This is a genomic window from Spiroplasma endosymbiont of Megaselia nigra (genome assembly GCF_003987485.1).
GTDB lineage: Bacteria > Bacillota_I > Bacilli_A > Mycoplasmatales > Mycoplasmataceae > Spiroplasma.
In genome coordinates, this window is record NZ_RCOO01000082.1 from 1 (window position 1) to 4,929 (window position 4,929).

A 4,929-nucleotide genomic window follows, 5' to 3' on the forward strand; every position below is an offset into this window, starting at 1 on the left:
CCCTTTGCCATATAAAAAATGTTTCTCCTAACTTTATATATTTAATAATAACCTAGAAAGGTTTTTTATTTCATATTCTCAGTTAAAAGAAACATTGTATATTAATTATGATTTTTTTTTATTTTTTTAATATTTATTGTCTTTGTTGAAAAGGATTTTGAAATTAATGTGCTTTAAGCATTAATCTGCTTTTAACACGAGCAGATTTATTAGCATGATAAATTCCTTTAGTAACTGCTTTGTCAACTAAACTAATTGCAGTATTAACTAATTGTGATGCGTTTGCTTCTTGTGCGTTAATAGCGATTTCTGCTTTTTTGATTGCTGTTTTTACTGATGATTTAAAAGATTTATTTGCTAAATTAGCTTTTGAATTTGTTTTAACTCTTTTAATTTGTGATTTAATATTAGCCATTTTTGCTCTCCTTTCGACTTTTAAGACACAAATGAATTATAACAAATAGATAAAAAAGTGTAAAGGAAGGTACTACTTTTTTTAATATTTTATCATTATTTTTTTAAATATATCTGTATAATAATTGTAAAGTAGGTGGATATAGAAATGGGATATTATTATCAACACCGTTTAGGGTTTTCTTTTCATTGTTTGCAACGAATTCGAGAACGAATTCCTGCTTTTAAAAATGAAAATGACTGAATTATTAAAGAAAAAATTATTAAAATGATTGATAATTCTTCTGATCTAATTGAGACAACAAAAAATTTATATATTAAATTGGATGATTTAAAAGGGAACTTATATGTTGTAGTTGCAAAACAGACAAGATTAATTGTAACAGTAACGCCAATGAGTCCTGGAAAATTATTGGATATTATTACAAGGAATTAATTTTTGTTTTTTATTTAAAAAATCAATATGTTATAGTTAAATTGTAGGAAAAGGAGAACAACAAGAATGAAAATTGTGATTGGGAATGATCATACGGGCATTGAAATGAAAAATGCAATTGTTAAAAATTTAATTGCGCAAAAATATGAAATTATTAATTTAGGTACAGATAGTATTGAGGCAGTTGATTATCCTGATATTGGTCAAGCTGTTGGTGAACGCGTAATTAAAGAAAAAAATAGTATTGGAATTATAATTTGTGGAACAGGAATTGGAATTTCAATTGCGGCAAATAAAGTAAAAGGAATTCGAGCAGCATTGTGTAATGAAACAATGCTAGCAAAATTAGCGCGCGAACATAATAATGCTAATGTTTTGGCATTGGGTGCTAGAGTTATTGCAAATCAAAATGCAATTTGAATTGTTGATATGTTTTTAAATAGTACTTTTGATTCTGTTCGTCATGAGCTTCGTGTTGAAAAACTTAATAACCTTTAGTATAAAATTATGAATAATTGAGATAATTTATTTTTGTATCATTTTTTAACAATTTTACTTATGTTAGGATATATAACTAACTTGGTTAAAAAAGGAATAAAATATTTTTATCAATGAGTTTTTATTATTCAGCATTTTTGTTTTTGGTTAGCATTATCATGTTCACTAACTTTAAATTATAATTTTATCATTTTTGATTTTGCTAAAAATATTAATTCAATTACTCTTTTATTAGTAGTTAGTACATCTTTATATGTGGCAATCTTTTTTATTCCAGCTTCATGAATTACAGGATTATTTCAAAGTCGGAAATTATGGTTTTGAATTTCATATTGCTTAATGTTTTTAGGAATTTTATTAGTTTTTATTTTACCGCAAAATTGAATTACTATGATTATTTGTACGATTACTTTTGGCTTTGGTGCTTCAACAAATTAATTATGATATTTAAGTTTTAATGAGATTTATTTTTATCGAACTAATCCTTTTGCAACAGTAACTTTAAATTTACCAATTGTTGTAATAGCGAATATGACTGGTGCTAATTTATTGATGTTTGTTAAAAATTTTAATAATAGTGAATTAACATTCCATTATATTATTTTTGGAATAATTACTATTATCCTAATGTTTTCATTTGCTTTTTGTTTTTATATGCCGGAAATTAAAAACGATATTGGTGCTTTTTCTTCGAAAGTTTTAAAACATTTTAGTACATTTTCATGATGAAAAATTATTGTTATTATTAGTTTATTATTTTTTATTGCTATTTTAAGAGAATTAAGTCAAGGTAATTTTTTAAATATTATTTTAGCACAAGAAACTTGAGTACGTTATCACAGTAAAATGATGGTAGAACATTATTTACATTTAGTTCAGGAAATTTGATGGTTTGCGCAAATTATTGGGGCAATGTTTATTTATTTTTTTATTAGAAAAATTGGAATTAAGAATTCATTAATTTTAGCATTAATAATTTGAAGTCTATATTTTGTTTTTGTTGCTATCATTCCACTTCCGGAAGTTTTATTAATTTGTCAATTTTTAAATGGTTTTGCAATGATATTTTTGTTTGGAATTTTATTTTCAATTATAATGATGTGGAATTATCGGATTCAAAATCAACCTGTCACGGGTTGTTTTTCAGCATTAAATGCTTTAGTAACATTTCTTGTACAGTTCTTAATCCGGGTTTTTGCCCATTATAAAGTTGGTATTTTTAGTAATTTAAATTTAGATTTAAATTTACCATTTATTAAAAATGATTTATTTTTAGATTCATTAAAGCAAGTTATTTTATATTTATATTTAAGTTTTGCCATTAGCTGCTTCATTTTAATTGTTGTTGTTTTCTTTAGCGCTAAATTTATTAGTGGTGAATATTATAATCGCAACCAAGTTGAAAGTAAGATTAGTGAATTAGTTGGAATGGTTGTTATCCATGAGATTGATCAAAAAATTGCTTTAAAAAAATATTTACAAAAAAAAGAAGTTACATAATAACTTCTACTGCAATAATATCGGGCATTTCTTGTTTAACAATTTGTTCAACACCATCTTTAATTGTTGAATCAATTAATCCGCAACCAACACACGCTCCTGCTAAACGAACATAAACAATATTATTTTTAACTTCAACAAATTCAATATCGCCGCCATCTTGATTAATATAAGTGCGAAGATTATCAATAATATCTTTTGCTTGATTTGTTTGTGTCATTCTAATCACCTTCACCATTTAATTATAGCATTTTTATAACAAAGTTAGTTTAATTAATTATGGATATGTATATAATAATAGGTAGAGATTCAATTTAGAATTTTTATTGGAATTTAAATGTTTAGAGGAGGACTAATGGAAGAAAAAAGTTTTAGTATATATGGCCTATCTGCTGGAATAAAATTAGCAGACGAAATTTGTAAAATTTTAGGTGTAACAAGACAAGAAATGGAAACTGTTCGTTTTGCTGATGGTGAAATTTTGGTACGGGCAATGAATTCAGTGCGGGGGAAAGATGTTTATATTATTCAATCAACATCTTGGCCAGTCAATGAAAATCTAATGGAATTATTAATTGCGATTGATGCTCTAAAACGCGGTAGTGCACAAAGCATTAATGTGATCATTCCTTACTTTGGATATGCTCGTCAAGATCGAAAAGCACGTGGTCGCCAACCAATTACATGTAAATTAGTGGCAAATATGTTAACAACAGCAGGGGCAACAAGAGTAATGACTGTTGATTTACATTCACCACAATCAATGGGATTTTTTGATGTTCCAGTTGATGATTTACGCTCAACACAAGAATTAGTAAGAACAATTGTTCGAAAAATTGAAGAAGACCATCTTAAAGAAGAAATAACAATTGTTTCACCAGACCATGGTGGATTAGTACGGGCACGAGATGTGGCTAATCGTTTAGGAAATTTAGCTGGGAATATTGCAGTAATTGATAAGCGCCGTCCAAAACCAAATGTTAGTGAAGTTCAATTTATTTTAGGAGATGTCAAAGACCGTATTTGTTTTATTGTTGATGATATGATTGATACAACTGGCACAATTTGTAATGCAGCAAAAGCATTAAAACAGCATGGGGCAAAAGCAGTTTATTTATTAGCATGCCATGGAGTATTTTCACCCCCAGCAAAAGAGCGTTTAACAGAACTTATTAATGATGGAACAGTTAAAAAGGTTATTGTTACAAATACAATTGATATTAATCAAGATCGATTATTTGACGGGTTAGAAGTCATTTCAATTGCTGATTTAATTTCACAGATGATTAGAGCAATGATTGAAAAACGTAGTTTATTGGATGTTTATTCAAAATGTAATGAGCAAATAAAAAAAATAATTGAGAAAATAAAAAAATAAAATAGTTGGTAAAGTTTGCATTTTTTAGCTAAGAAATGCAAACTTTTTTATAACATTTAATTTTTTATTAAAAAAGAGAGTAATTTATTTATGATTAGATAATCAATTTTAAAGTAGTTTTTTGTTATAATTAAATTAAGAAAAAGCTATTTATCCAAATTATTAATAATATACAATATATCGCTAGTTAAAAATATGAATGAGCAAATAATGACAACTTCAATTTATGGTTATAGACGTATTATCCAAATTATTATTAATATAAGTATTTTAATTTTAATGTTATTCTTATTATTGACTATTAGTTACTATTTATTTACAGCAGTTTTCTTTTTTAAGTACAATATTAGCATTACGATATATGATCCCATTTTTCAAATATTTTTTCTTAATTTTATTTTAAAGGGTTATTATCCATATTTAACTATTGTTCTGTATGGTGTAATTATGAATATTTTTTATAGTATTTTAATTATTAATTGAACAACAGTATTAGAAGATAATAAATATAATAAATATTATTTTTTAATTTTAATATATAGTTTTTTTAACTTAAGTTTTATTATTAATTTATTCTTTTTTTTGTAAAGTAAAGATTCAATTAGGATTTTTAACCCTTATTAAGTCAATATTATATCTTTTATTAAAAATTGCAACTATTTTTTCAAAAAAAATATTTTTTTAAAATTATGTGGTTATTTCA

The 4,929-nt window shown here is 25.4% G+C and carries 7 protein-coding genes; 5 read left to right on the forward strand and 2 right to left on the reverse strand.

Annotation, left to right across the window (positions count from 1 at the left end; translation table 4 throughout):
- Positions 1–163: 163 nt before the first annotated feature.
- On the reverse strand, positions 164–415 hold the full coding sequence (gene rpsT / locus D9R21_RS04300; protein WP_126821239.1) for a 30S ribosomal protein S20: 252 nt from the start codon (positions 413–415) through the stop codon (positions 164–166).
- 147 nt (positions 416–562) lie between these two features.
- On the opposite strand from rpsT, the gene D9R21_RS04305 reads away from it, so the two are divergent.
- From D9R21_RS04305 to D9R21_RS08390, 4 genes are all read left to right on the forward strand, one after another.
- Positions 563–850 carry a hypothetical protein gene (locus D9R21_RS04305; protein ID WP_126821240.1) on the forward strand — a complete coding sequence of 96 codons (288 nt, stop codon included), beginning with the start codon at positions 563–565 and terminating at the stop codon, positions 848–850.
- A gap of 66 nt (positions 851–916) precedes the next feature.
- Positions 917–1,348, forward strand: coding sequence for a ribose 5-phosphate isomerase B (gene rpiB, locus D9R21_RS04310; protein ID WP_126821241.1), 432 nt, complete (start codon positions 917–919; stop codon positions 1,346–1,348).
- A gap of 9 nt (positions 1,349–1,357) precedes the next feature.
- On the forward strand, positions 1,358–1,786 hold the full coding sequence (locus tag D9R21_RS08385) for a hypothetical protein (RefSeq protein ID WP_241568765.1): 429 nt from the start codon (positions 1,358–1,360) through the stop codon (positions 1,784–1,786).
- A gap of 93 nt (positions 1,787–1,879) precedes the next feature.
- Positions 1,880–2,848 carry an MFS transporter gene (locus D9R21_RS08390; protein ID WP_241568766.1) on the forward strand — a complete coding sequence of 323 codons (969 nt, stop codon included), beginning with the start codon at positions 1,880–1,882 and terminating at the stop codon, positions 2,846–2,848.
- Here the strand turns inward: D9R21_RS08390 and D9R21_RS04320 are convergent.
- A complete protein-coding gene (locus D9R21_RS04320) occupies positions 2,841–3,068 on the reverse strand; it encodes a NifU family protein (protein WP_126821242.1) in 228 nt (75 codons plus the stop codon). The two genes, D9R21_RS08390 and D9R21_RS04320, sit on opposite strands and share 8 nt — an antisense overlap.
- A 135-nt stretch (positions 3,069–3,203) precedes the next feature.
- On the opposite strand from D9R21_RS04320, the gene D9R21_RS04325 reads away from it, so the two are divergent.
- On the forward strand, positions 3,204–4,226 hold the full coding sequence (locus D9R21_RS04325; RefSeq protein ID WP_196234377.1) for a ribose-phosphate diphosphokinase: 1,023 nt from the start codon (positions 3,204–3,206) through the stop codon (positions 4,224–4,226).
- The last annotated feature ends 703 nt before the right edge of the window (positions 4,227–4,929 follow it).